This window comes from Acetoanaerobium noterae (assembly GCF_900168025.1).
In the GTDB taxonomy this organism is placed as follows: Bacteria; Bacillota; Clostridia; order Peptostreptococcales; family Filifactoraceae; genus Acetoanaerobium; species Acetoanaerobium noterae.
Window position 1 is genome coordinate 59,825 of record NZ_FUYN01000001.1, and the last position, 23,526, is coordinate 83,350.

A 23,526-nucleotide genomic window follows, 5' to 3' on the forward strand; every position below is an offset into this window, starting at 1 on the left:
TTTTTTAACATTGCGATAATCTATTAAAATTATATCATAAAGTTTTGGTTATAAATATAAATTTAATTATATAGTTAGATATTTTTGAAATATATTTAAAAAAACTGAATCACTTTGCAAAGTGATTCAGCCTTTAATTAAATCCATGTTTTAAATATGACTGTACTGAAGGGTTAGGAGTTTTTTCCAAAATTGCCTTAACAGTAATTGAAGGGTTATCCATCAAAGATACTTCTTCCATAATAATTCTTGTATCTAATTGTTTTACTATTTTTATTACAGGTCTAAATAAGAAGCCATCAGGAATTCTTTCAACTACCCCAACTCTACCATCGCTTAATCTAACTAAAGTTCCTATAGGATATGGAATTATTTTCTTAAAAAAAACTTTTACTATGTCATAATCAAACATAGTTCCTGAATAAGCCATAATATACTCTACAGAATCATAGGGAGCAAAAATTCCATTTTCTCCATTTTTATTGTTCATTGCATCGTATACATTTGCAATTGCAACTATTCTACTTAGTAAAGAAATATTTTCAAAATCTATTCCATTTGGGTGCCCAGAGCCATCATAATGCTCATGATGCTCTAATATTATTTTTTTTGCATATTCGCTTATATCCGAAAAGCTGTCTATATGCTGTTTACCTCTTAAAACATGAGTATAAATACTTTCATCATCTTCATCAAAAAATACTGTGTTTTTCAGTCCAAAGGCCTCCTCTTCAAAAATTTTTCCAATATCATGAAGAGCTCCTCCCATAATAGTATTTTTAATATTGCTATTTGGAAGATTCATAAATGATGCAATAATTCCTGAATATACGGCTGTATTAATGCTGTGCTCCAACAAATCAATGTTGGCATTTTTTATTAAAAAAATATTATTCGAAAAATCTATATTTTTCATCAAAGAAGTAAAAATAGATACTAATTTTTCATACATGTTTTCGCGTAGAACTTCAGACAATCTCGAGTCCAATCCGAAATAAAAATTTTTATCTAACATATGTCTCAATTTTTCATTAAAAATATTAATAACGTCGCTAGTATCTAACAATATCTTATTATTTCTATACATATAGGCATGCCTCCGCAGTTCTATAAATTAATGGCATTATCCCTTTATAAATATCTCTTGGAGAATAAATATCTAGTTTTATAATATCCAGTTGTAAGATCACTTATAATTACTTTCTTCCCTCCAGATGAGGCATGAATAAACTTATTATCTCCAATATACATACCAACATGGGTTACTTTCTCGAGAATAAACGAGTTTGATGAAGTTTTTTGATCTCTTAATGACGATAGCTCATTTTGAAATAATATATCTATATATTGCTCACTATCTTCATATGAATCAGTTATATCAAAGCTATTATTAACACTTCTAGTATCAAAAAAAACTAAATCTCCAGGCATAAGACTACTTTTATCAACATTAATCCCTTTTTGAGATTGCTGCTCTGAGGTTCTAGGTATTTTTATTCCTATCTCCTTATAAATATAGTAGGTAAAACCAGAACAATCAAAGCTTTCTGGCCCTGCCATAGAATATACATATGGTTTATCTAATTGCTTAAAGGCATACTCGAATAAAGGATTGCTTTTCATTAGCTCAGTATATTTAGTATTGTCCATTACCTCTTTAGGTAAATTATAGCTTGTAGAGTTTGAAGCATTATAATCAAAAAGTACTTTAGATAAATCATCAAAATAAGTTTCTTCAAAATAAGTCTGAGTAGAAACATCATTTATAATATCTATAGAATTACTCTGATAAGTAAGATATTGTGATGAAACATAGGCCTCTTGGCTGTAGTAATCTATTTTTGACCATTCCCCAGATTCAAGAACCGTAACAAATTCTCCTTTTGGAATCTTTCCAATTATTTCTGAGTTTATTTGTGGTGAAGTTCTTACATTCAAGATGTCAGCAGTAACCAAAGCTTTTGTCTGGGCAAAAGTTGATGAAGAAAACAGATTAAAAATTATTATAGATACTCCAAGTTTTAAAATTAAGTTGTCTTTTTTCATAGCATTTCGTCCTTTATATTAAATAATCGTTGATATCACAAATAACAGTTATTTTTTTCCCATCCATATTTAACATATTTTCATCTTGCATCTTAATCAATTCTCTTGATAAGGATGGCCTTTCAACGCCAATTTTATTTGCCAAATCCTGTTTTGCTATCTTAATTGATAAATGCCCATTTTTATCTTGCTTTCCTTCTTTCGAAATATAAAATAATATCTTATGTCTGATACTTTTCATAGAAAGAAGAGACACCTTATTGTTTAAAATACTGATTTTAGTTGATAAAATCCCCATGAACTTCTCTATAAAATCAGGATATTTAGAACACATTTTTACTATGTTTTCCCTAGATATAAATAATACCTTTGAGTCAGAAGAAGCTTCAATAGTAGCTGGAAATTTATGATATTGAGAAAAAACCACAGCTTCTGCAAACATATCTCCGGCTTTAATTTTAGTAATATTGACCTTTTTTCCAATTGTAAGGCCTTTATTAACTTCCACTTCTCCATCTAAAACTATCCCTATAGAATTACAATCATCGCCTTCAAAAAATAGTATTTCATTTTTTTTATAATCAAGAATTCTAAATGGAATTTCATTAACTATCTCATTAAAATTAACTTCAGAAACGTCCTTAAATATAATGCTTTTGCGCAAAGAATTATATAGTCTAGTGTCCATAATTTCCTACACCTATTTTCTATAGATTGTACTTGTTTAATATATTATTGATTTTACTGGATAATCTATTAATTCTTTTGTTTAGATTCAAGCTGTTCTTAGCTATGAGGATTAAATATACAAGGACTAAAAATAGAACAATCAAATTCAAACTTAAGCCAATAGTCGTCATTTTATCGCCTCCAAGTATTTAATCTTTTTCGATTACATTGTCTTTATATGATACATAATCACTATAACTACCTAAGTAAAGTCTAGAATATAATCCTACCTCATCCATAGCTACTATATTTATCGGTGCTGTCACCCCTGAACCACAGTAAGCAATTACCATTTTATCAGAATCAATATTATTATATACTTTTTTTAAATCTTCAATTTCTTTTATTCTATTTTCATTCATTACATCCTTAAAGAATATATTGATTGAAGTTGGAATTCTTCCTGGAATTTTATCATAAGGTTCAATTAGCCCTTTATACCTTTCTGGTGATCTTGAATCGATTAAAATATAGTTCTTGCCTTTAGAAATTATGATTTTTAGTTCATCCATCTCTATTAATAGATCGTTATTTATTCTAGCATCGATTTTACCCTTCAGATGATTGCTTTTATTTGGTTCACCACTTTCCATCTCAATACCTGCCTGAGCTGCTGCATTAATCCCACCATTTAATATTTTTACATTCGTAATTCCAATATATTTTAACATCCACCATAATCTTGCAGCAACTGAAATATCGTCATCGTAAACTAATATCTTTGTATCATTTGAAATCCCAATCGCCTCTAACTTATTTATAAACATGGCCATATCTGGCAATGGGTGTCTTCCTCCATGAACAGACTTCTTTGCTGACATATCACCTTCTAAATCGAAAAAGAATGCATTTTTTATATGTGAGTTTTTATATGCCTTAATTCCATAGTCTGTTTCAACTAAATCAAATCTACAGTCTATAATTACGTATTCGTCTAAATTAGATTTAACTTCAAATGCTTCAATAAAATTTTTCATGACACCCTCCTCTTAATTTAAACTATATAATTTATATTATCCTTTTTTAGCTAATTCATGCGCAAATATTTAAATTCTCGTTATTTATATGTAATTTCTTTTATTTTATCATATAATGGTTATATCATAACTTACTATTTCAAAATAAAGGAGAATCAATAATAATGAAAAAATTATTTATTTATATTTTGCTTTTCGCTTTTATCATTACAGGCTGCTCTTCTAATAAAACTATTTCTGATTCAGACTCAACAACTTCGCCTGCAGCTTCAAGTGTAGAAGCTGTTGATGAAAAGGTGGAATTTGAAATTCTTGAATCTGATGAGCTTAAGGCATTGAAAGTTGATGAAAGTCAAGAAGTAATGGTACTTATGTATCATAACATTGGCGAAGAGGAAGCAACTTGGACAAGAACACCTGAAAATTTTCGTCGTGATTTAGAAACTCTATATAATAACGGTTTTAGAGCTATATCTTTAGAGGACTACGCACTAGGTAATATAGCTACAGAAAAAGGTCATACTCCAGTTGTTATAACCTTTGATGATGGAAATGAAAACAATTTCAGATATTTAGAAAATGGAGAAATTGACCCAACTTGCGCTATCGGAATACTAGAAAGCTTTAAAGCAGATTTTCCAGACTTTAATACTACTGCAACATTCTTCCTTAACCAGCTTGCTTTTGGAAGCAAAAGCCAAGAGGTAGACAAGCTGAAGTTCCTTGCTCAAAATGGTTATTCAATAGGTAATCATACTTTAACTCACTTAGACCTAAAAAAAGCCTCTCCTGAAGACATTCAAAAAGAAATTGCATTACTAAAGTCTACTCATGAGAGCACTTATCCTGAATTAAATATTCAAACATTAGCATTACCTTATGGAGCAAAGCCCTCTGAGGAAAATTATTCTCTAACCTATAAAGGTTTATTTGATAATATTTCATATGACAATATAGCAGTTTTACTTGTTGGTTGGGATCCATATTTTTCTCCATATCACAAGGACTTTGATTTTTCAAAAATACGCAGGGTCCGTGCAAGTGAAACAAATGTTGATGGAGTTGGTCTTTATGACTGGCTAAAAGCATATGAGCAGGGAACAAAATTCAGATATATAAGTGATGGAAACCCAGCCACTATATCTATCCCAGAAAGTAAGCAAGAGCTTATTCAATCATCAAAATTCCAAGATAAAAAAATTATAACTTATTAAAAAAAACCGCAGAGGCGGTTTTTTCATGTTTAGTTTCAGTACTAAAAGCTCCAGAGCATTAGAAATCTTCAAGTACTTTATTTTGTGGTTTATTTTACTAATAGATATATTTCCACTCTTATTTCCATATGTATAAATCTAGATAATCTAATTTATCAAAATCCGGATCGAATTTTTCTTTTGCACGTAGCCAGTGGTATATTTTTCTTGCAGTATCTTTTTCTCCTAACTCATAGTATGTAAGTACAATTGCAGATATATCCTTCATATATTTAAAATTGTCTTTTCTTACAAAATCTAAAATCTTATCAAAATGCTCTTTAGCTTTGTTTAATTTTTTCATCTTGTAATACAAAATTCCAATCTTTAAATCGAAGCTTCCTTTTTCTGTTCGAGTAAATTCTGGTTTTTCTATAGCTTGCTCCAATAATTTAATGGCTTTTGATCTATTTTGAAAATATATTTCATAATTCATTGCCCTTTGATGATAGTCAGTTGCTGTCTTTAATTCTGTAAAAAAAGCTCTGTATATTACCCTAACAAGTAAAATACCTGAAAAAATATAAATTATTGTCATCATATCTACCACTACCCTTTAAGCTAATATTTTTTACAAAATAAAAGAGAGAAGGCTTTCTCTCTTTTATTAAATCTAAGATTAAGTATTAAATCTTATGCTTCTTCCTCGAATTGATCTTTTCCTACTCCACAAAGTGGGCATACCCAATCTTCAGGAATATCTTGGAAAGATGTACCAGGATTGATATTATTATCTGGATCTCCTACCTCAGGGTCATACACATAACCACACACTGTACATACATATTTTGTCATAAAACATCCTCCTTCAAAGTAAATTATAAATCCAATACTTATTTACCCACGATAATCATGAATAAACAATTTATTAATTTAATTATATACATTTATTTCTGATAATACAATTTTATATTATCTTGGTTCTACAATTAATTTGATTGCTGTTCTTTCTTCACCATCAATAGCTACATCCGTAAATGCTGGTATACAAACTAAATCCATACCACTAGGGGCAACAAACCCTCTCGCTATAGCTATTGCCTTTACAGCTTGATTTAATGCTCCTGCACCAATCGCTTGTATTTCTGCAGAGCCTTTTTCTCTTAGTACTCCAGCCAATGCTCCTGCTACAGAATTAGGATTTGATTTTGAAGAAACCTTTAGAACTTCCATATTAGTCCTCCTTTGCTACAAACTATATTATATACTCTATTAGAAACGTTAGCCGTATCTATGATTAATCTATACCCAAAATAATTAATCCTACAACTTTTTTGAAAATAAAAAAATCCATATAGCTTAGACTATATGGATTTTGTATAGAAAAATGTTTTTATAGGTTTTAAATTATATTTTTGAGGCGAAATAATTTGCTCAGTACTACCCACAAATAAAATTCCCTCTGGATTTAAAGATTTACTAAAATTAGAGTAAATCTCAGCCTTAGCCTCTTCAGTGAAGTAAATAAGAACATTTCTACACACAATAAGGTCACAGCCTTCAACAAATTTATCTTTTAATAGATTGTGTTGCTTAAAAGATACACATTTCTTGATTTCGTCACTTATACTGTAGGTTTTATCAGTTATTTTAGAAAAATACTTACTAACAATAGCTGAAGGAACATTCTTTAAGCTGTTTTCAGAATAAATACCTGTCTGAGCTTTTGCCATAGCTTCCTTATCAATATCAGTCGCTATAATACTAATTTTAGATAAAGGCAAATGCTGGCTGAGTATCATTGTAATTGTATATGGCTCCTCACCTGTAGAACAAGCAGCACTCCAAATTTTAATATTACCTTTTTTCTTTATCAGCGCAGGAAAAATTTCGTTTTCAACAATCTTCCACTGCTCAGGATTTCTATAAAATTCAGACACGTTAATTGTCATATAATTTATGAACTCTTTAAATAGCTCAACATCTTTATCTATAGCAGTGAAATACAAATTTAAATCAGAATAGCCATTTCTACTAGCTAAAGATTCAATTCTTCTTTTCATTTGCTTTTCTTTATAAAGACTTAAGTTTATTCCTGTTTTTCTTAAAATCTTTTCTTTAAAAGACTCGTATTGAGACATAAGTTACTCCTTTTCGGTAGTTTCTTCTTCTGCCACTTCTTTATCTTCTAAGATTAAGCTAAGTTCTATTTTCTTGTTTTCTTGTTCTATACTAATGATTTTCACTTCAACTTTTTGGCCTACCTTTAAAATTTCGTTAGGATTTTTTATAAAGTCAGAAGATAAATTTGAAATATGAACAAAGCCATCTACTGTAGGATGTAGATTAATAAATGCACCATATTCTTTAATATTTTTAACTTCTCCAGCTACAATATCTCCAACTTTATTATTAGAAATAAACTCATCCCATGGATGACCAGCAAGTGATTTTATGCTAAGTGATAATCTCTCTGAAGCTTGGTCAAAGCTAATAACTTGAACATTGATTTTTTCACCTATTTTGTATTGCTCTTTGATTTTTTCACTTCTATCCCATGAAATTTCGCTAATGTGAACTAAGCCAGTAAATCCACCGATATCAACAAAAATTCCATAGTCCTTAATATCCTTAATTATTCCTTCGAATACTTCGCCTTCTTTTATTTTTTCAACAACTTCAGTCTTAAGAGCTTCTTGTTGTTTTAAAAGAATATTTTTTCTAGAGAAAATTAATCTTCTCTTCTTTGGATCGATATCAATAATTTCCACTTCAAAAGTTTTTCCTAAGTAGCTCTTTAACACATCTTCTCCGATGAATTTAAGCTCAATATGGCTAAGTGGCATAAATCCTCTAAGAGCTGTTTTGTACACGCAAATTAGACCTTTTGCATTGAACTCAACTGCCTTAACTTGAAGAACATCTCCAACCTTAACCTCATCCCATACCTTAAACTCGTCAACTCTTTTCTTAGATAAAAGAATGTCTCCTGTATTTTTATCAATTTTAACTACTTGAACTTCTATTTCGTCTCCAACTTTTATTGATTCACTATCTATCACTTGATCCTTTGGCAGGATACCGTCAGTTTTATAATTTAAATCTATATAGAAAGAATCATCTTTCTCAATCATTACTCTACCTTTTACTATACTTCCTTTGTATACTTCCTGATAATTCTTTTCTTCTTCCAATAATAGCTTTTCCATTTCGCTACTCATTAAATCCAACTCCTTAAAATTTATTTTGTGAACATAATTAAGAAAAAAGAACTTGTCCTTCTTCTTACTTGAAGCCTTTATTGATTAACTTATTAATTATAAAGCTATAGCTCGTTAATAAGATCCATAACTTCATTAATTATAAAGTCCGGTGTAGAAGCACCTGCTCCTACTCCTATAATATCATAAGTTTTAATTTTCTCTAGGTCAATATCTTTTGCTGTTTCAATTAAAAATGTATCACAATTTTTTTTTGCTATTTCTGCTAATTTCTTTGTATTAGAACTGTGTTTTCCTCCTACAATAAGCATAGCATCAACTTTTTTAGATAAATCTAAAACTGCTTGCTGGCGCTCTTTAGTAGCAAAACAAATAGTATTATAAAACTCAAGTGTAAGTCCTAATGAAATTAGATATTCTTTTACAGCAAAAAATGTATCTTGAGGCATGGTTGTTTGAACTACAACTGCATATTTTTTGCTATTATTAAAATCAATTAGATAAAATTCTTCTAAATTCTTACCTATAATTGCTTTATTATCGCACCAACCATTTATGCCTTGAACCTCTGGATGTGATTTATCTCCTATGATAATGATATTATACCCTTTATTATACATTTCGTAAGCAATTTTTTGTATTTTTTTGACAAAAGGACATGTGGCATCAGTAAGATTAATTTTTTTTTCGCTACAATGATCGTATATTTCTTTTCCAACACCGTGAGATCTTATTATAATGTTGTCACCCTCTACATTATTTATATCATCAACTGAAAATACATTTTTTTCTTTAAGCATATCTACTGCAGAATTGTTGTGTATTAATGGGCCTAGTGTATATACTTTATTATCATTATCTTGAGCGGTCTTTATTGCAAGCTCTACTGCTCTTTTGACTCCAAAGCAATATCCGGCATGCTCTGCTAATAAAACTTTCATTAGTTTACTCCTTTAATTATGATTTTATAATTTTCATAATTTCATTTGAAATGTTCATATAATTTTCTTGATTAGGAACATCCTTATACTGGTCAGGTATCTCGTAAATATCGAATATATTAATAGTTAATTTGCTAAATAACTTATAATTACCCTCTATTCTAACAGGTATTATTGGAGTATTTGTTTTCAAAGAAAACATTCCAAGTCCAGCTTTAGCAGAATCTTGTTCTTCTGATTTTACTCTAGTTCCTTGTGGAAAAATACCTAGAACTCCTCCTGTTTTTAATAGCTTCAAAACCTTTTTTATAGCATTTATGTCATTTTTATTTCTATCTATTGGTATGACTCCAACTTTATCAAATATCTTTGCAAAAAAATTGTATTTGAATAGTTCTTTTTTCCCAAGATAGTGAATTTCTCTTTCTTTTAAAAAGCATGCAAGTAATACAGGATCAAAATTGTGTATGTGATTTGATGCTACTATATATGCTCCTTGGCTTGGTAAATTTTTATTTCCTTTAATCTCAACTTTGTATAATATATTAAAAATAGGTTTAATAATAGATGTTAATAACTTATAAAGATTCATTCTCACAAATCTCCTCTGCAAGTTTTAATATAGTATTTGCAACCTCATCTATACTTAAGTCACTGGTGTCAATTTCAATGGCATCAGATGCTTTAATAAGCGGAGATGTTTCTCTGCTTGAATCTAATTTATCTCTTTTTTCAATTTCAGCCTCGATTTCATTTATATCTATATTTTTATCTTTGGCTATTAATTCATTATATCGTCTGAGTGCTCTTATTTTTACACTAGCAGTTAAAAATATTTTAAGCTCTGCATTAGGAAATACAACAGTCCCTATATCTCTGCCATCTAAAATACTATTACTTTCACTAGCAATTTTTCTTTGAAGATCAACTAGCTTTTCTCTTACTTGAGGGATGGCAGAAACTGTTGATACATTAGCGGTTACATTTTTGCTCCTGATTTCATTAGTTACATTTAAATTATTCAAAAATATCTCGTTATTTTTGAATTCTATATTAGTTTTTTCAAGCACTTTAGTAATTTCTTCTATATCGCTTAGTGATATAGAAGAAGTCAAAAGCTCATATGTGAAAGCTCTATACATAGCACCTGTATCAATATAAACATATCCTAAGCTATCCGCCACTTTCTTTGCAATTGTACTTTTTCCTGCCCCTGCAGGTCCATCTATAGCTATTATCATACTAATACCTCTTTATCAATTAATCTAAATACGATGTATCATTCATTGTAACTATTGTAGCTTTTTTATTTTTAGTTTTCACTATATTCATAGCCAAATTACCTTGAACTATGTTAAATATTTTATTTATAGGTGCATCTAAAAATCCAACTAAGAGTAATTTGATTACCATAGCGTGCGCAACTATTAGTATATGTTTATTCTCATGTTTTGAATCTATTTCCCAAAAAGCTTGTTTTACACGCTCAAAAGCCTCTACAATTTTTTCTCCTTCGATAAAAGCAACTTCCTCTGGCGAGGTTTGCCAACTTGAATATAGCTCTGAATAATTTTTTTGAATCTCTTCTATTGTTAGACCTTCCCATAATCCAAAGTTGATTTCTCTAAATCCTTTTTCTAAATGAATTTCTGAGGATGGTCTGATTATTTTAGCTGTTTCATAAGCTCTTTTTAAATCCGATGAATATACTTCATCAATATGCATATGAGAAATTTTTCTTGAAAATTGTCTTGCATGCTCAATACCTTGCTCAGTAAGCTCCGAATTTTTTTGGCCTTGTGTTCTTTTTTCAGTATTCCAAACAGTTTTTCCATGTCTAACGATATAGTATGTATTCATATTATTATCCCTCATATCATAAAAATAATAAAATATAGTAACATAAAATTTGATGTTCTTAGCTAAAAATAAATCTCAGCAACAAAAAAGAGAAATATATTATATTTCTCTTTTAATACTTATTGTACACCATTACAATGATTAATGTAAATTTATTTAATCACTTTTACTCATTGTACTTATTTTTCATCATAAATTTTGTATTCTTTCCAAATTTCTTCAAGCATATCAAAATATTTAGTAATTTCTTCTTTTTTCCTCATCCCTACAGCTACAATTAAAGCATTTGCAACACTTAATGGCGCAACTAAGGAATCTACGAAGGAAGCCATATTACTTCTTGTTATAAGAGTTTCATCAGATAATGTCGCAATTGGAGATAAATGGCTATCAGTAATTGATACTATTTCTGCACCTTGCTCTTTTGCATATTGCAATAGCTCAAAGGTTCGCTTTGAATATCTAGGGAAACTTATTCCAATAACTAAATCATCCTTGCCAACCTTTAAAATTTGTTCAAAAACATCACTTATTCCATAGTTAACTAAAACAACATTATCCAAAATTAGGTTTAGATAAAAGCTTAAGTATTCTCCGATAGCAGCTGAGCTTCTAAGACCTACTATATAAATTTTCTTTGCACTCAGCAATTGATTTATAACACTTTCAAATGAAGATGGATTGATTTCATCAAGGGTTCCCTTTATATTTTCTATATCAGCTTTTAACACCTTTTTTAATATCGCAAAATCACTTGAATATTCCTTTGACATTTCAACTCTTTGAACAGTTGTAAGCTTTGTTTTAATCAATTCTTGCAGGGATTTTTGTAATAATGGATAGCCACTATATCCAAGAGCATTGGCAAATCTTACTACTGTAGATTCACTCACCCCTACTGTTTCTCCCAATTTAGCCGCAGTCATAAACGCTGCTTTATCATAATTCACTAATATAAATTGAGCAATTATTTTTTGACCTTTGCTAAGTTTAGAAAATTTTCCTTGGATTAATGATATTAAATCTTTTTTTTCCGATTCACTACCCATATGCAAATCCCCTTTAATTATAATTTTATTAGCTGAATCCCTTCTTCAAATGCAGTTGTATTAAGACTCTCAGTTCCTTGAGGAACTCTTTGAAGTATAGCATCTAATACAGATTGCTTCTCAAGCTCAGGTATCAGCTGAGTTAACACACCCAGAGCAACAATATTTGCAACCATGGATTTTCCTATCTTTTCACTTGCAGTTTTTAGAATAGGCAATTTATAAATCATATCTACTTCTATTTTATCATTAGTTTGTATACTTTCGTCAACAACTATTATTGACTTTGAATCTAAATCATGAATATACTGATCAAAAGCCTTCTGTGAAAGAGCAAGTAATATATTTGGTTTTCTAACTTTTGGGAAGAATATTTCTTCATCTCCAATTATTACTTCTGCTTTACTAGCTCCCCCTCTAGCTTCAGGTCCATAAGACTGGCTTTGAATTGCATTTAGCCCTTGATTTATGGCTGCTTCAGCTAATATAATTCCTGCTAGAATTAATCCTTGGCCTCCTGAACCGCTTAATCTCAATTCTTTTTTCATTATTCTTCTCCTCCTGTAGAAAACAGCTCTATGATTTTATCATATTCTGCAGTATATTCTGGTTCCACAGAATGATGAAACTCTCCCATAAACATTTTATTTTCTAATTTTTCAGGAGACAATTTATCCTTTACTTTTATATCTACAAAGGTATCTTTTAAATGATTTAATAAATCAACAGCTCCACCTTTTTTATTTTTTCTTCCGTAGTAGGTTGGGCATGAGCTTATTCCTTCAATAAGAGAGAATCCTTTATGGTTAATTCCAGTTTTAATATATTCAATCATTTTATTAGCATGATAAGCAGTTGATCTTGCAACGTAAGTCGCTCCTGCTCCCTTTGCTAATGAACAAATGTCAAATGCTTTGTCTATATTACCAAAAGGCGCTGTAGTTCCTCTATCTCCTTTTGGAGTAGTAGGCGAGAACTGTCCTCCAGTCATTCCATAAATGTTGTTATTAAACACAATAGTAGTTATATCGATATTTCTTCTGCAGGCATGAATTAAATGATTTCCACCAATTGCAGATGCATCTCCGTCTCCTGTAACCACGATAACATGAAGGTCTGGATTTGCAAACTTAACTCCTGTAGCAAAAGCCAAGGCTCTTCCGTGGGTCGTATGTAAAGTATTAAAATCCATATATCCACTTGCTCTAGATGAACATCCAATACCAGATACTATACACACCTTATCTTTATCTAGCTTTAAATCTTCAATCGCAACAGCAATTGCTCTCATTAATATACCATGTCCACAACCAGGACACCAAATATGTGGAAGTCTATCTGTTCTCATAGTTTGACTGATTATTTCACTGGACATTTCACAACCTCCATAAATGATTCTATAATTTCTTCAGGAGATATGATTTCTCCATTAGCTTTATTAACACCTTTAACAATATTCTTATCCTCTACAGCTAACTTTACTGGTTCTATCATCTGACCTAAATTCATTTCTGCAACAAAAATATTTTTCTTATTTTTTGATATTTCTTGCATTCTTTGTTCTGGGAAAGGCCATACAGTTTTCGGTGCAAAATAGCCTACATTGTAGCCTTGCTCTCTAAGCGTTGCAACAGCTTCTTTAACTGATCTTACAATTCCTCCAAATGCAATAAACAAAGTCTCTGCTTCTTGAGCAAAGCCTTCTTCATAAATCAAAATATCGTCTAAATTATTATTGATTTTTGCCATTAATCTATCGAGTAATTTAGCTGCTTCCTTAGTACTGTTTGTTGGAAACCCAGTCTCATCATGTACTAAACCAGTGATATTATATCTATATCCAGTTCCAAAATTTGCCATAGGCGGAACTAAATCTTCTGTAAACTCGTATGCTTTATATTCACTAGGAGCTACTTTTGGAAGCTTTCTAGGTACTATTTCCAGCTCTCCAGCTTCAGGAATTTCTATTTTTTCTCTTAAATGACCTACTACTTCATCCATTAACAAGATAACAGGAGTTCTATATTTTTCAGAAAAATTAAATGCCTTTACAGTTAATTCAAATACTTCTCTTACAGTTGTAGGAGAAAGAGCAATTACAGGATGATCTCCATGAGTTCCCCATTTAGCTTGCATATAGTCACCTTGTCCTGGAGATGTAGGAAGACCTGTACTAGGACCATGTCTTTGAACGTTAACTATGACGCAAGGAATTTCAGTGATACATGCATATCCAATATTTTCTTGCTTAAGTGAAAATCCTGGACCACTTGTCGCAGTCATTGCCTTAGCTCCTGCAACCGCTGCCCCTATTGTAGTAGCCATTCCTGCTATCTCGTCTTCCATTTGAATAAATTTACCTTTATTTTTAGGCAGAAGTTCCGATGAAACCTCAGCAATTTCTGTTGACGGAGTTATAGGATAACCAGCAAAAAAATTCATTCCTGCATAAATCGCACCGTGAACACAGGCTTCATTACCCTGCAATAATTTTATATTTTTTTTCATAATTACACCTCTTTCAAATAGATAGCATAATCAGGACATCTTAGTTCACACTGCCCGCATTTTATACATGAATCGCCATCTAATATAGCTATTTTCCCATTTTCTAATCCTAAAACTTTCTTAGGACAAAAAGCAACACAAATTCCACAGCCCTTGCACCATTCTGGCTTTATTACCAATTTCTTATCCAATGGTCACATCTCCTCAAATATTGATTTATACTGTATATTCTAAAAGATTCTACTGCTTAAGTTTAGCAAAATTATTGCAATTTTGCAAGTTTTATTTCATGTTGATGAGTTTTAATTTCATTTGCAGTATAAATTGCAAAAACACCTAAATTTTTAGGTGTTTTTGTAATAGAAAAGCTTTATTTTGATTTTTTACACATCATATATTTCATTTTTATACAGGATGTGTGCAATCTTTTGAATTGTATAGAGTAGTTTCTATCTTATATTTTTTTGACCACTTATCTTCTAAAAACTTTTTTGCAACTTCTGGAAAAAGTGCATATGACAAAATATCCTCTGTTGACGTTGCAAATTCTTTAATCTCGTCTTTAAACTTTTTAAACTGAGGCTCAATTAAATCTGCAGGTCTACAAGTTATAGGTTTGTCATTTCCAATAATTTTACTTATAACCTCAAGGTTGATTTGAGCAGGAGATTTTCCATATTGCCCTTTTACATAATCTTTTATCTCCTTTGGAACCATTTTATATCTTTCTCCCATAATCACATTCATAACTGCTTGAGTCCCTACCATCTGACTCATAGGAGTAACAAGAGGAGGATATCCTAAATCTTCTCTTACTCTAGGAACCTCTTTTAATACTTCTTCATACTTATCTTCCATTTGCTGTAGCTTCAGCTGTGAAAGAAGGTTTGAAAGCATACCCCCAGGAACCTGATATATAAGTGCATTTGGATCTACAGATGTAACCTTATAATTTAGCATGCCATTTTTAATGTACTTTTCTTTTATTTCCTTAAAATAATCCGATATCTCAGTCAAAGCTTTTAAATCTAGATTAGTGTCATAACCAGAGTTAATTAAGGTTGCTGCCATAGACTCTGTAGCAGGCTGAGACGTTCCCATAGCAAAAGGTGATATTGCAGTATCTATTATATCAGCACCTGCCTCTATAGCTTTTAAATACATCATAGAAGCTACTCCACTAGTATAATGGCTATGGATTTCTAAATCCAAATCAACGTTTTCTTTTATTGCTTTAACTAAGTTATATGCATCCTGAGGAAGAAGGATTCCAGCCATATCTTTTATACATATACTATCAGCTCCCAGATCTCTCATTTGCTTAGCAACTGATACATAATATTCTTCATTGTGAACTGGACTTGTAGTATAAGATATAGCACATTGGATATGTCCATTTTCTTTTTTCCCAGATTTAACTACTGTTTCTATATTTCTAACGTCGTTTAGCGCATCAAAAACTCTAATAATATCTATACCATTTTCGATTGATTTTCTTACGAATAAATCTACTATATCATCAGAATAATGCTTGTATCCTAATAAATTTTGACCTCTTAAGAGCATTTGAAGATTCGTTTTCTTTACTGCTTTTCTTATAGTTCTTAGTCTCTCCCATGGATCTTCTCCAAGATATCTCAAGCAAGAGTCAAAAGTTGCTCCACCCCACATCTCAAGTGAATAATATCCTGCACTATCAAGCTGCTGTAAAACAGGTAGCATTTCTTTTGTACTAAGTCTAGTTGCAATAAGAGATTGATGAGCATCTCTTAGGATTGTTTCGGTAAATCGAATCTTCTTCATTTTTTCCTCCTAAAAAAATTTATTTGGAACTACAACATGTATTTGCAAAGAAATCTTTTGTGTCCAAAATTAAATAATTTGATTCTTCTCCCTTTAAATCTATCATAAAATCACTGAAAAATAAAGGATTAAAACCTATTTTTGCATAAAATGATTCATCTCTTGCAATTTTCACAATAATTTTAGTTACATCTAGAAGGTCCATAGCATTGATGAGAGTTCTAATTAACCCATCTTTAATCAGTTCTTCATCAGTCATCATATGTACATAATTTAACTTGCAAAATTGACCTTCAATTTCATAAAAACATGACCCAATAATTTCATCTCCATCTTGAGCTATCATTACATTGTCATTTACATACTCAGATGGTATCTCAGACAATAAGGCAGATATAATTTCATTTTTCTCTTTACCATAATTTTTGAATAGAATCATTTTGTTATTCTCCTTTTAATTCACATATTTTTTTCAAGTATTCAACTTCTTCATTTGTTAGCTTTCTGTATGTTCCTTCTTTTAAATCCATTAATTTCAATTTACCTATTGAGACTCTTTTTAAATCTAGGACATTCTTTCCAAGTGCTGAAAACATTTTTCTTATCTGCCTATTCTTACCTTCTTTTATAATCACTTCATAAGAAGTATTACCAATAAATGTTATCCTGCTTTTAGCTGTTATATATCCCCCTATATCAATTCCAGATTTAAACTTTTCAATTTCACTATTGGATAGAGCTGAGCTTACTTTAACTTCATATATTTTTTCAATATGATATTTGGGATGAGTTAAGGCATAGGTTAAATCTCCATCATTTGTCATAAGTAGCAAGCCTCTACTGTCGTAATCCAGTCTTCCAACCGGATAAATTCTTTGTTTTTTATCAAAAAAATCTACTACTGAAGGTCTTCCAAACTGATCCTTTGCCGTAGAAACATAGCCTATAGGTTTATTTAGCATATAATAATATTTTTCTTCAACTTTATTTATAATCTTTCCATCTATTTTTACAATATCTATTTCACTTACTTTAGTTGATAAATCGCTCACTACACTGTCATTAATTCTAACTCTTCCTTCTTGTATCATTTCTTCTGCTTTTCTTCTAGAAGCAATTCCGCAGCTAGCTATAAATTTGTTTATCCTCATAAGGTTCCCTTCTTTACTATTTTACTGTTATAATAAGTATATATCATAAATGTAACTATAAAAAAATAATTGAATTACTATTTTAACTAATTGTCTATGCAATATCTTTAAGGAGATGTACTATATGGTAATAGGAGAAAAAATTAAACGACTAAGAATATTAAACAACCTTACACAGGAAGAATTAGCACTCAGGTGCGATTTAACTAAAGGATTTATATCTAAATTGGAAAGAGATTTAACCTCTCCATCTATAGCAACGCTTGTAGATATACTAGAAGCTCTAGGAACAGATTTAAAAGATTTCTTCAATGAAAGCTCAAACAACAAAATTGTTTTTGGAAAAGAAGATATTTACGATGCATATTATGAACATAACAAGTCTAAAATTCACTGGCTAATTCCAAATTCTCAGAAAAACTCCATGGAACCAATCCTAATCGAAATTGAACCAGAGGGGATAAGTGAACTAGATAGACCTCATCCTGGTGAAGAATTTGGATATGTATTAAAAGGTTCAATAATTTTAGTTGTAGGAAACAAAAAGTATAAAGTAAAAAAAGGAGAAAGCTTCTACTTTACTCCTGACAAAGAACACTATATAATAAATAATTCTACAACAAATGCTGAGATTATTTGGGTTTCAACTCCACCTTCATTTTAATTATAATTTACATATCTTCTTTAAGAACTGGCAAGTCTTTGAGAGATTCTATAGAAAACTGCTTTAGGAACATCTCAGTTGTCTTATAGATTATTGGTTTTCCTATCTTATCAAGTCTTCCAGCTTCTTCAATTAGATTTGCCTCTAATAATGTCGCTATTGCTTTATCACATTTTACTCCCCTGATGCTTTCTATTTCTGGCTTTGTGATTGGTTGTTTGTACGCTATGATGGAAAGAGTTTCTAAAGAAGCTTGTGTTAGAGATTTTTTCTTAATAGGATGTAAATAAAGTGAAATGTAATCATAGTTATCTGATTTTGTGGCAAGTTGCATTTTTTCATCAATAATCACTAACTCTAAACCACTATCTGATTCCTTATATCTTTCTTTTAAAAGCTCTAAGCTATACCTAATTTCCTTTAAAGACACATCTATACTCTTACTCTTGAAAATAGCTTGTATATCCTTAAAGGATATCAAATCACCATATGCAAACATCAACGATTCACATACAGATATAATTTTATTGATTTTATCAGACTTTGGATGATTTAAATAGATTTGTCCGTCTGACTCTACATTAAATTGCTTATCCAATATCCTTCCACCTTTCTATATGAATCCTTTCCAAATGATCACTTTGGGTAAGATAAGCTTCTTTAGCTTTTGCTAGTTCTAGTATTCCTAGCATTGAAGCTATTTTTTCTTCTTTTATAATTTCTCCAGCTATCTCATCAAAATAAAAAGATGTTTTTTCGCTTAATATAGATTTTATTTCATTAATTTTGTCTTCAATTGATATAATTCTTCTTGTAAAATCTCTTTTAATCTCTTTTTCTTGAGGCTTAAATTTTGGGAAAGATTTAATAATATCATCAAGTGATATTTTTGATAAATCAATAACGTCTTCATAGTATATCTCTATACTAGGTCTAAAATAACGTGAGGGTGCCTTCATTAGCGATTCATTGAGCTCTAATGCTGCATTTTTAAATTTTGCATATTCTTTTATTGATTCATATAAATCAACTCTAGGATCTTCCATATCTTCTTCTAATCCTACATAAAGCATATACTTGGATTTTATTTCAAGCAATCTTGAAGCCATGTAAATAAAATCACTTGCTATATCCATATTCATTTCATTAAGCTCAGATATAGTATCCATATATTGTTTTGTTATTTGAGATATCGAAATATCATAAATATCTATCTTCTTTTTTGACACTAAATCTAAAAGCAAATCCATAGGGCCTTCATAACAGTCTACGCAAATTTCATATGACATTATTTTTCTCTCCTTTATCCTCTAAATAATAGGATAATAGAATTGAGGAATGAAATCAAGGCACTAATTACTGGATTAAGCAGTAAGCTTATCCCTCCAGTCAACAATAGTATTATTAATATTATACTGCCATAGCTTTCATATTTATAAAATGTAAATCTTAAATTCCTTGGTAAAAAAGTATATATTATTTTTGAACCATCTAGAGGAGGTATTGGAAGTAGATTAAATGCAGCAAGCATAATATTTATCCAAACTATGCCTCTCATAACATCAACATATGCAGATAACTGCACTATATCAGCAGTAAAAAATAAAATAAGCTGAAATATAAGGGCTAATATCAAGTTCATAGTAATTCCAGCGATTGATACAAAAAATAAGCCTAGTCTTTCATGTCTAAAGTTATTTTCATTTATAGGAACTGGTTTTGCCCATCCAAATCTCATAATAAAAAGCATAATAAAACCAATAGGATCTATATGCTTCATAGGATCCAGGGAAAGTCTACCTGCATTTTTCGCAGTATCATCTCCCATAGCATAGGCCGCTAGACCATGTGCAAATTCATGAAAAGTTAGTGCAATTAGTATTCCAGGTAACATTGTGAGCATATCTATTATCATATTTTTCCACCTTGTCGTCTTAATCACATTTTAAATATTTCTATATTAAATACCCCGATATGATATCGGGGTATTTAGATTAAACTTCCATAATTATAGGTAATATCATAGGATTTCGTTTTGTTTTTTCGTAAAGATAGTTTCTAAGCTCATCTTTAATTGTGTTTTTAAGATAAGACCATTCTCTCATATTTTTATTTTCACAGGTTTCAAGAGATTTTTTTATTACCTCTCTAGCTCCATCCATTAAATCTTCAGATTCTCTAACATATACAAAGCCTCTTGAAATAATATCTGGTCCTGAAACTACTCTTCCTGTATCTTTTGACATACTAACTACCACAACCATCAAACCATCTTCTGATAAATGTTTTCTATCTCTAAGAACTATGTTTCCTACGTCTCCAACGCCTAATCCATCTACAAGAATATTTCCAGAAGGTATTTTACTTACTATTTTACCTTGGTCCTTATCAAGCTCAAATACACAGCCATTGCTAAGCATAAAAACATTTTCTTCTGGCATACCAAGTTTTTTTGCAAGCTCCATATGCTGTTTTAGATGTCTATATTCTCCATGCACCGGTATAAAAAATTTAGGTTTAACTAGTCTGTGCATTAGTTTAAGCTCTTCTTGGCAAGCATGTCCAGATACATGTATATCTGATATGCTCTCGTAGATTACATTAGCTCCTCTTTCAAAAAGCTGATTTATAACCCTAGAAACTAGCTTTTCATTTCCTGGAATAGGATGAGCAGAAAAAATTACTAAATCACCTTTTTTAATTTCTATCTGCCTGTGTTCTTGAGAAGCCATCCTAGTAAGTGCTGATAATGGCTCTCCTTGAGATCCTGTTGTCATAATAACAAGCTCATGGTCTTGATATTTGTTAATATCTTTTAATTCTATAAAAGTGTTTTCCGGAATATTTAAATAACCTAAATTCCTAGCTACATTAACGACATTGACCATAGATCTTCCTGAGGTAGTTACTTTTCTACCATTTTTGTATGCTGCATTTATAATTTGCTGAAGTCTATGAACATTAGATGCAAATGTTGCAATTAATATTCTAGATGTAGCTTCAGAAAAAATTTCGTCTAAGGTATGTCCTACATTGCTTTCTGATAAAGTATACCCTGGTCTTTCAACATTTGTACTTTCTCCCATCATTAGCAGTACGCCCTTGCTTCCTAATTCTGCTATACGATGAAGATCCATTACTTGTCCATCTATTGGAGTATAATCCACTTTAAAATCACCAGTATGGAAAATAGTGCCTACGCCAGTTGTGATAGCTAAAGCACATGCATCTGGTATACTGTGAGTAACCCTAACAAATTCTACTTCAAAGTTACCTAGCTTAATTTTTGAGCCTGGATTAACTACATTTAATGAATTTGTACTTATCCTATGCTCTTTGAGTTTAATTTCTAATAAACCTATAGCTAAATTTGCCCCATATATAGGTATATCTAATTTCTTTAGAACATAAGGTATCGCACCAATGTGGTCTTCATGTCCATGGGTCAATACTAGGCCTTTAATTTTTTCTCTGTTTTTTATCAAATAGGTTATGTCTGGAATAACTATATCTATTCCTAACATTTCATCTTCAGGAAAACTAAGTCCACAATCTATGATTATGATTTCATCTTTATATTCAATGACAGTCATATTCTTTCCTATTTCCTGTAATCCTCCTAAAGGAATTATTTTTAATTTTGATGTTTTTCTTGCCATTTAATCTCTCCTTTTCATTTTTTTCCGGGCGTTATTATAATTAAGGCATTTTTATAATACCTAATAATAAAATCTTTTTAAATTGACAACCATATTTGAAACTGATAGACTTAAAAAATCTTATCTGAATCAAAGGAAGTGATTATATTGAAGGGCAAAGCCCACGCATCCATAGGGTTATTGACATATTACAACTACACTATTTTAAGTAACACTGAGTTAACTATTTTAGGAGGAGCTATAAGCCTATTTTTTTCTCTTCTTCCTGATTTGGACCACTTTAACTCTGTAATCTCAAAAAAGCTTTCAAATAAAAAAATAGAGTCTCTTGTTGAAGCATTAATGATGCTAGTTCCACTATCAACGCTTCTTTACCTTGGATATTTAAAAAAATTTGATTATTCTATATTATTTTTTTTAGGTTTAATTTTATTCATATCAATTAAAAAGAAATTTAAAACTTCTATTATTCGTAAGCTTATTATAAGCATTTTCTTAATACTGATTTGTATATTATCATACAATCTTTTTAAAAATATAGCTATTGTTAAGCTATTATTGTTTTTTATACTTATTCCTTGGTTTTCACATAGAACCTTTTCACATTCGATTTTTTCAGCTGTCATATTATACTTTATTACCAATAATTTGGGCTTTATAATCAAAAATCTTAACATGATATCTACATTAAGCTATCTAAGTCATATATTCCTAGGAGATATTCTGACTCCTCAAGGAATACCTTTATTCTGGCCTTTATCAAAACACAGATTCAAGCTAAATCCTTTTAAAGGGCAAAGCTCTGTTAATATAATAGAAAATATTGTAATCTTGCTTATGGTACTGCTTGCTTTCTATTTAACTTTTGTATCAATCAAATATAAAACTCCCCAACAAATATTACTGGGGAGCAGCATATTTAATATAAGCTAAATCTACTGGCAATTAGCACAAATGCCATAGAATTTTACATCGTGATCATTAATTTTAAATTTATAGCTTCGCTCAATTTTTTCCTCTAGATGATCAAGTAAATCCTCTTCAACCTCTATAACTTTTCCACATGACTTACAAATCAAATGGTGATGGTTATGTGAGTCTTTATCTAAATTAAGTTCATATCTAACGCATCCATCATCTAAATTTAATTTATTTGTGAAGCCAATTTTATCCAACATTTGAAGAGTTCTATATACTGTAGCTAAACCTATCTCTGGGCATTCATTTTTTACTTCATCGTAGATTTCTTCACTGCTCAAATGTTTCCCTTTTGATGATACCATAGTTTCTACAATACATCTTCTCTGCGGGGTTAACTTAAAGCCCTCTTCTTTTAGTTTCATTTTCAATTGCTCTACATAAGTATCCATATGATCACCCACTATTATAAATTAGCTATCAAATAATAACATCTATCAATTAATATTATAACAGTTTGTTAATAAAAGTCAACAAGCTGCTATTTATTCATTAATCAGTGTTTCATAAACTTCAACTACCATCTCATACTCTTCATCATCTTCAATTGGAATTAATGACATTTCATCCTCATCATCGTATTCTATACGAAAAATATAAGCTTCATCTTCTTCAGTTTCCTCAACTGGTGCAAGTATAGCGTAATCATGCTCATTCGCTTCTATGCTCATTACAAGCTCAAATTCAACTTCATTTCCCTCTTCATCAATCAGCGTGATAATATCATTGTTAATTTCGTTATTCATA

The 23,526-nt window shown here is 30.5% G+C and carries 30 protein-coding genes; 3 read left to right on the forward strand and 27 right to left on the reverse strand.

From position 1 onward, the window contains the following. Positions 1-133 precede the first annotated feature (133 nt). The 4 genes from B5X47_RS00280 to B5X47_RS00295 form a co-directional block, all read right to left on the reverse strand. The gene (locus B5X47_RS00280) at positions 134-1,087 is read right to left on the reverse strand and encodes an HD-GYP domain-containing protein (protein ID WP_079588232.1); all 954 of its coding nucleotides are present in this window, start codon (positions 1,085-1,087) and stop codon (positions 134-136) included. A 44-nt stretch (positions 1,088-1,131) separates the two neighbouring features. Further along, the gene (locus B5X47_RS00285) at positions 1,132-2,046 is read right to left on the reverse strand and encodes a C40 family peptidase (RefSeq protein ID WP_079588233.1); all 915 of its coding nucleotides are present in this window, start codon (positions 2,044-2,046) and stop codon (positions 1,132-1,134) included. Positions 2,047-2,059: 13 nt separating this feature from the next. Beyond that, positions 2,060-2,734 carry a Crp/Fnr family transcriptional regulator gene (locus tag B5X47_RS00290; protein WP_079588234.1) on the reverse strand — a complete coding sequence of 225 codons (675 nt, stop codon included), beginning with the start codon at positions 2,732-2,734 and terminating at the stop codon, positions 2,060-2,062. A gap of 190 nt (positions 2,735-2,924) precedes the next feature. Next, entirely contained in the window at positions 2,925-3,752 is an 828-nt protein-coding gene (locus tag B5X47_RS00295) for a sulfurtransferase (protein WP_079588235.1), read from the reverse strand. A gap of 164 nt (positions 3,753-3,916) precedes the next feature. Between B5X47_RS00295 and B5X47_RS00300 the strand changes: the two genes are divergently transcribed. After that, positions 3,917-4,966 carry a polysaccharide deacetylase family protein gene (locus B5X47_RS00300; protein WP_079588236.1) on the forward strand — a complete coding sequence of 350 codons (1,050 nt, stop codon included), beginning with the start codon at positions 3,917-3,919 and terminating at the stop codon, positions 4,964-4,966. Between the two features lie 118 nt (positions 4,967-5,084). On the opposite strand, the gene B5X47_RS00305 is transcribed toward B5X47_RS00300, so the two are convergent. The 17 genes from B5X47_RS00305 to B5X47_RS00385 form a co-directional block, all read right to left on the reverse strand. Then, positions 5,085-5,546 carry a tetratricopeptide repeat protein gene (locus tag B5X47_RS00305; RefSeq protein ID WP_079588237.1) on the reverse strand — a complete coding sequence of 154 codons (462 nt, stop codon included), beginning with the start codon at positions 5,544-5,546 and terminating at the stop codon, positions 5,085-5,087. 92 nt (positions 5,547-5,638) lie between these two features. Continuing rightward, entirely contained in the window at positions 5,639-5,800 is a 162-nt protein-coding gene (gene rd / locus B5X47_RS00310) for a rubredoxin (RefSeq protein WP_013361675.1), read from the reverse strand. A 117-nt stretch (positions 5,801-5,917) separates the two neighbouring features. Further along, positions 5,918-6,178 carry a stage V sporulation protein S gene (locus B5X47_RS00315; RefSeq protein WP_079588238.1) on the reverse strand — a complete coding sequence of 87 codons (261 nt, stop codon included), beginning with the start codon at positions 6,176-6,178 and terminating at the stop codon, positions 5,918-5,920. Positions 6,179-6,309: 131 nt separating this feature from the next. Next, entirely contained in the window at positions 6,310-7,086 is a 777-nt protein-coding gene (locus B5X47_RS00320) for a CheR family methyltransferase (protein ID WP_079588239.1), read from the reverse strand. A gap of 3 nt (positions 7,087-7,089) precedes the next feature. Further along, on the reverse strand, positions 7,090-8,166 hold the full coding sequence (locus tag B5X47_RS00325) for a 30S ribosomal protein S1 (RefSeq protein WP_079588240.1): 1,077 nt from the start codon (positions 8,164-8,166) through the stop codon (positions 7,090-7,092). Between the two features lie 104 nt (positions 8,167-8,270). Next, the gene (gene ispH / locus B5X47_RS00330) at positions 8,271-9,107 is read right to left on the reverse strand and encodes a 4-hydroxy-3-methylbut-2-enyl diphosphate reductase (RefSeq protein ID WP_079588241.1); all 837 of its coding nucleotides are present in this window, start codon (positions 9,105-9,107) and stop codon (positions 8,271-8,273) included. Positions 9,108-9,123: 16 nt separating this feature from the next. Continuing rightward, a complete protein-coding gene (locus tag B5X47_RS00335) occupies positions 9,124-9,699 on the reverse strand; it encodes a lysophospholipid acyltransferase family protein (protein ID WP_079588242.1) in 576 nt (191 codons plus the stop codon). Beyond that, complete coding sequence (gene cmk / locus B5X47_RS00340) at positions 9,686-10,348, reverse strand: (d)CMP kinase (RefSeq protein ID WP_079588243.1); 663 nt, start codon at positions 10,346-10,348, stop codon at positions 9,686-9,688. Before cmk ends, B5X47_RS00335 begins: the two co-directional genes overlap by 14 nt. Positions 10,349-10,367: 19 nt before the next feature. Further along, positions 10,368-10,967 carry a histidine phosphatase family protein gene (locus B5X47_RS00345; protein ID WP_159446358.1) on the reverse strand — a complete coding sequence of 200 codons (600 nt, stop codon included), beginning with the start codon at positions 10,965-10,967 and terminating at the stop codon, positions 10,368-10,370. Positions 10,968-11,146: 179 nt separating this feature from the next. Then, the gene (locus B5X47_RS00350; RefSeq protein WP_079588245.1) at positions 11,147-12,016 is read right to left on the reverse strand and encodes a MurR/RpiR family transcriptional regulator; all 870 of its coding nucleotides are present in this window, start codon (positions 12,014-12,016) and stop codon (positions 11,147-11,149) included. 17 nt (positions 12,017-12,033) lie between these two features. Next, positions 12,034-12,564: a 2-oxoacid:acceptor oxidoreductase family protein gene (locus tag B5X47_RS00355; RefSeq protein ID WP_013361684.1), complete on the reverse strand. Its 531-nt coding sequence runs from the start codon at positions 12,562-12,564 to the stop codon at positions 12,034-12,036. Beyond that, on the reverse strand, positions 12,564-13,391 hold the full coding sequence (locus B5X47_RS00360; RefSeq protein ID WP_079588246.1) for a 2-oxoacid:ferredoxin oxidoreductase subunit beta: 828 nt from the start codon (positions 13,389-13,391) through the stop codon (positions 12,564-12,566). Before B5X47_RS00360 ends, B5X47_RS00355 begins: the two co-directional genes overlap by 1 nt. Continuing rightward, positions 13,376-14,524: a 2-oxoacid:acceptor oxidoreductase subunit alpha gene (locus tag B5X47_RS00365; RefSeq protein WP_079588247.1), complete on the reverse strand. Its 1,149-nt coding sequence runs from the start codon at positions 14,522-14,524 to the stop codon at positions 13,376-13,378. Before B5X47_RS00365 ends, B5X47_RS00360 begins: the two co-directional genes overlap by 16 nt. 2 nt (positions 14,525-14,526) lie before the next feature. Further along, a complete protein-coding gene (locus tag B5X47_RS00370; protein ID WP_013361687.1) occupies positions 14,527-14,715 on the reverse strand; it encodes an indolepyruvate ferredoxin oxidoreductase subunit alpha in 189 nt (62 codons plus the stop codon). A 214-nt stretch (positions 14,716-14,929) separates the two neighbouring features. Next, positions 14,930-16,327 (reverse strand): oxaloacetate decarboxylase subunit alpha, encoded by a 1,398-nt coding sequence (locus tag B5X47_RS00375; RefSeq protein ID WP_079588248.1) that lies wholly within the window; start codon positions 16,325-16,327, stop codon positions 14,930-14,932. Between the two features lie 19 nt (positions 16,328-16,346). Beyond that, positions 16,347-16,766: a GNAT family N-acetyltransferase gene (locus B5X47_RS00380; RefSeq protein WP_079588249.1), complete on the reverse strand. Its 420-nt coding sequence runs from the start codon at positions 16,764-16,766 to the stop codon at positions 16,347-16,349. Between the two features lie 4 nt (positions 16,767-16,770). Continuing rightward, entirely contained in the window at positions 16,771-17,478 is a 708-nt protein-coding gene (locus B5X47_RS00385; protein ID WP_079588250.1) for a pseudouridine synthase, read from the reverse strand. 124 nt (positions 17,479-17,602) lie between these two features. On the opposite strand from B5X47_RS00385, the gene B5X47_RS00390 reads away from it, so the two are divergent. After that, on the forward strand, positions 17,603-18,142 hold the full coding sequence (locus B5X47_RS00390; RefSeq protein WP_013361691.1) for a helix-turn-helix domain-containing protein: 540 nt from the start codon (positions 17,603-17,605) through the stop codon (positions 18,140-18,142). Positions 18,143-18,149: 7 nt separating this feature from the next. Here B5X47_RS00390 and scpB read toward each other — a convergent pair whose 3' ends face one another. The 4 genes from scpB to B5X47_RS00410 all read right to left on the reverse strand — a co-directional run bounded on the left by scpB (position 18,150) and on the right by B5X47_RS00410 (position 21,801). Beyond that, complete coding sequence (scpB, locus tag B5X47_RS00395) at positions 18,150-18,740, reverse strand: SMC-Scp complex subunit ScpB (protein ID WP_013361692.1); 591 nt, start codon at positions 18,738-18,740, stop codon at positions 18,150-18,152. Next, complete coding sequence (locus tag B5X47_RS00400; protein WP_079588251.1) at positions 18,733-19,431, reverse strand: segregation and condensation protein A; 699 nt, start codon at positions 19,429-19,431, stop codon at positions 18,733-18,735. Before B5X47_RS00400 ends, scpB begins: the two co-directional genes overlap by 8 nt. 14 nt (positions 19,432-19,445) lie before the next feature. Beyond that, complete coding sequence (locus tag B5X47_RS00405; RefSeq protein WP_079588252.1) at positions 19,446-20,057, reverse strand: site-2 protease family protein; 612 nt, start codon at positions 20,055-20,057, stop codon at positions 19,446-19,448. A 79-nt stretch (positions 20,058-20,136) separates the two neighbouring features. Continuing rightward, the gene (locus B5X47_RS00410; RefSeq protein WP_079588253.1) at positions 20,137-21,801 is read right to left on the reverse strand and encodes a ribonuclease J; all 1,665 of its coding nucleotides are present in this window, start codon (positions 21,799-21,801) and stop codon (positions 20,137-20,139) included. A gap of 138 nt (positions 21,802-21,939) precedes the next feature. Here B5X47_RS00410 and B5X47_RS14065 point away from each other — a divergent pair, with 138 nt between their 5' ends. Continuing rightward, complete coding sequence (locus B5X47_RS14065; protein WP_408605637.1) at positions 21,940-22,734, forward strand: metal-dependent hydrolase; 795 nt, start codon at positions 21,940-21,942, stop codon at positions 22,732-22,734. 2 nt (positions 22,735-22,736) lie between these two features. Here B5X47_RS14065 and B5X47_RS00420 read toward each other — a convergent pair whose 3' ends face one another. Beyond that, entirely contained in the window at positions 22,737-23,171 is a 435-nt protein-coding gene (locus B5X47_RS00420) for a Fur family transcriptional regulator (RefSeq protein WP_079588255.1), read from the reverse strand. Between the two features lie 93 nt (positions 23,172-23,264). After that, positions 23,265-23,525: a DUF1292 domain-containing protein gene (locus B5X47_RS00425; protein ID WP_013361699.1), complete on the reverse strand. Its 261-nt coding sequence runs from the start codon at positions 23,523-23,525 to the stop codon at positions 23,265-23,267. Between the last annotated feature and the right edge of the window lies 1 nt (position 23,526).

Excerpts from the sequence above, each read along its gene's own strand:
- B5X47_RS00400 (WP_079588251.1), bottom strand. The coding sequence starts at position 19,431 with ATGTCATATGAAATTTGCGTAGACTGTTATGAAGGCCCTATGGATTTG.
- ispH (WP_079588241.1), bottom strand. The coding sequence starts at position 9,107 with ATGAAAGTTTTATTAGCAGAGCATGCCGGATATTGCTTTGGAGTCAAA.
- B5X47_RS00360 (WP_079588246.1), bottom strand. The coding sequence starts at position 13,391 with ATGTCCAGTGAAATAATCAGTCAAACTATGAGAACAGATAGACTTCCA.
- B5X47_RS00345 (WP_159446358.1), bottom strand. The coding sequence starts at position 10,967 with ATGAATACATACTATATCGTTAGACATGGAAAAACTGTTTGGAATACT.
- B5X47_RS00300 (WP_079588236.1), top strand. The coding sequence starts at position 3,917 with ATGAAAAAATTATTTATTTATATTTTGCTTTTCGCTTTTATCATTACA.
- B5X47_RS00350 (WP_079588245.1), bottom strand. The coding sequence starts at position 12,016 with ATGGGTAGTGAATCGGAAAAAAAAGATTTAATATCATTAATCCAAGGA.
- B5X47_RS00380 (WP_079588249.1), bottom strand. The coding sequence starts at position 16,766 with ATGATTCTATTCAAAAATTATGGTAAAGAGAAAAATGAAATTATATCT.
- B5X47_RS00325 (WP_079588240.1), bottom strand. The coding sequence starts at position 8,166 with ATGAGTAGCGAAATGGAAAAGCTATTATTGGAAGAAGAAAAGAATTAT.
- B5X47_RS00365 (WP_079588247.1), bottom strand. The coding sequence starts at position 14,524 with ATGAAAAAAAATATAAAATTATTGCAGGGTAATGAAGCCTGTGTTCAC.
- B5X47_RS00405 (WP_079588252.1), bottom strand. The coding sequence starts at position 20,057 with ATGATAATAGATATGCTCACAATGTTACCTGGAATACTAATTGCACTA.
- rd (WP_013361675.1), bottom strand. The coding sequence starts at position 5,800 with ATGACAAAATATGTATGTACAGTGTGTGGTTATGTGTATGACCCTGAG.
- B5X47_RS00290 (WP_079588234.1), bottom strand. The coding sequence starts at position 2,734 with ATGGACACTAGACTATATAATTCTTTGCGCAAAAGCATTATATTTAAG.
- B5X47_RS00420 (WP_079588255.1), bottom strand. The coding sequence starts at position 23,171 with ATGGATACTTATGTAGAGCAATTGAAAATGAAACTAAAAGAAGAGGGC.
- B5X47_RS00425 (WP_013361699.1), bottom strand. The coding sequence starts at position 23,525 with ATGAATAACGAAATTAACAATGATATTATCACGCTGATTGATGAAGAG.
- B5X47_RS00390 (WP_013361691.1), top strand. The coding sequence starts at position 17,603 with ATGGTAATAGGAGAAAAAATTAAACGACTAAGAATATTAAACAACCTT.
- B5X47_RS00335 (WP_079588242.1), bottom strand. The coding sequence starts at position 9,699 with ATGAATCTTTATAAGTTATTAACATCTATTATTAAACCTATTTTTAAT.
- B5X47_RS00315 (WP_079588238.1), bottom strand. The coding sequence starts at position 6,178 with ATGGAAGTTCTAAAGGTTTCTTCAAAATCAAATCCTAATTCTGTAGCA.
- B5X47_RS00280 (WP_079588232.1), bottom strand. The coding sequence starts at position 1,087 with ATGTATAGAAATAATAAGATATTGTTAGATACTAGCGACGTTATTAAT.
- B5X47_RS00385 (WP_079588250.1), bottom strand. The coding sequence starts at position 17,478 with ATGAGGATAAACAAATTTATAGCTAGCTGCGGAATTGCTTCTAGAAGA.
- B5X47_RS00410 (WP_079588253.1), bottom strand. The coding sequence starts at position 21,801 with ATGGCAAGAAAAACATCAAAATTAAAAATAATTCCTTTAGGAGGATTA.
- B5X47_RS00295 (WP_079588235.1), bottom strand. The coding sequence starts at position 3,752 with ATGAAAAATTTTATTGAAGCATTTGAAGTTAAATCTAATTTAGACGAA.
- B5X47_RS00305 (WP_079588237.1), bottom strand. The coding sequence starts at position 5,546 with ATGATGACAATAATTTATATTTTTTCAGGTATTTTACTTGTTAGGGTA.
- cmk (WP_079588243.1), bottom strand. The coding sequence starts at position 10,348 with ATGATAATAGCTATAGATGGACCTGCAGGGGCAGGAAAAAGTACAATT.
- B5X47_RS00320 (WP_079588239.1), bottom strand. The coding sequence starts at position 7,086 with ATGTCTCAATACGAGTCTTTTAAAGAAAAGATTTTAAGAAAAACAGGA.
- B5X47_RS00375 (WP_079588248.1), bottom strand. The coding sequence starts at position 16,327 with ATGAAGAAGATTCGATTTACCGAAACAATCCTAAGAGATGCTCATCAA.
- B5X47_RS00355 (WP_013361684.1), bottom strand. The coding sequence starts at position 12,564 with ATGAAAAAAGAATTGAGATTAAGCGGTTCAGGAGGCCAAGGATTAATT.
- B5X47_RS00285 (WP_079588233.1), bottom strand. The coding sequence starts at position 2,046 with ATGAAAAAAGACAACTTAATTTTAAAACTTGGAGTATCTATAATAATT.